A 1,323-nucleotide genomic window follows, 5' to 3' on the forward strand; every position below is an offset into this window, starting at 1 on the left:
GCGGTGGCAAGAGCATCAACGTGCTGATGGTCGGCAATCCGCAGATGGAGGACATCGCGAAGCTGACCAAGGACAACTTCACCAAGGACACCGGGATCAAGGTCAACTTCACGATCCTTCCCGAGAACGAGCTGCGCGACAAAGTCACCCAGGACATCGCCACCCAGGCCGGCCAGTACGACGTAGCCACCATCGGCGCCTACGAGGTGCCCATCTGGGAGAAGAACGGCTGGCTGCACGATCTCGGCTCCTACGCCGACAAGGACACAAGCTTCGACAAGGCCGACCTGCTCAAGCCGATGGTGCAGTCACTGTCCGGCTCCGACGGCAAGCTCTACGCCCTGCCGTTCTACGGCGAGTCCTCGATGCTCATGTACAACAAGTCCGTCATGAAGGCCAAGGGCATCACGGTGCCCGAGCACCCGACCTGGCAGCAGATCGCCGACATCGCGGCCAAGGTCGACGGCGCCGAGCCCGGCATGAAGGGCATCTGCCTGCGCGGTCTGGCCGGCTGGGGCGAACTCGGTGCGCCGCTGACGTCCATGGTCAACACCTTCGGCGGCACCTGGTTCACCAAGGACTGGAAGGCGCAGGTCAACAGCGGCGGCTTCAAGGAGGCCACCGACTTCTACGTCAAGCTGGTCAAGGAGCACGGCGAGTCGGGCGCCCCGCAGGCTGGGTTCACCGAGTGCCTGAACGCGCTGAGCCAGAAGAAGGTCGCGATGTGGTACGACGCGACCAGCGCCGCCGGCTCACTGGAAGACCCCGCCTCCAGCAAGATCGCCGGCGATGTCGGCTACGCCTACGCGCCGACCGTCAAGACCGACAGCAGCGGCTGGCTGTGGGCCTGGTCGTGGGCCATGCCCAAGACCACCAAGAACGCGGATGCCGCCTCCAAGTTCATGCTGTGGGCCTCCAGCAAGAAGTACGAGAGCCTCGTCGGCAACAAGCTCGGCTGGGCGCGTGTCCCGGCCGGCAAGCGGGCCAGCACCTACGCCCTGCCCGAGTACCAGAAGGCCGCCGCCTCCTTCGGTGACATCACCCTGAAGTCCATCGAGGGCGCCGACCCGGCCAACCCCGGCATCCAGCCCCGCCCGACCGTGGGCATCCAATACGTGGCCATCCCCGAGTTCCAGGACCTGGGAACCAAGGTCACCCAGGAGATCTCCGCCGCCATCGCCGGCAAGACCACCGTCGACAAGGCACTCGACGACGGCCAAAAGCTCGCCGAGGAAGTCGCCAAGAACTACCAGAAGTGACCTGCAGTGCCCGGCCGGCCCCGGTGCCGGCCGGGCACGCTTCCCGACCCCGGCCGTCACCGGC

General features: G+C 66.1%; 1 protein-coding gene. It reads left to right on the top strand.

The window, feature by feature from the left end; genetic code table 11:
* The coding region (locus ADK57_RS12640; RefSeq protein ID WP_053749515.1) for an ABC transporter substrate-binding protein at positions 1-1,259 on the top strand (1,259 nt) is incomplete at its 5' end.
* Positions 1,260-1,323 lie beyond the last annotated feature (64 nt).

Origin of the sequence: Streptomyces sp. MMG1533, assembly GCF_001279775.1 — a bacterium.
Lineage (GTDB): Bacteria > Actinomycetota > Actinomycetes > Streptomycetales > Streptomycetaceae > Streptomyces.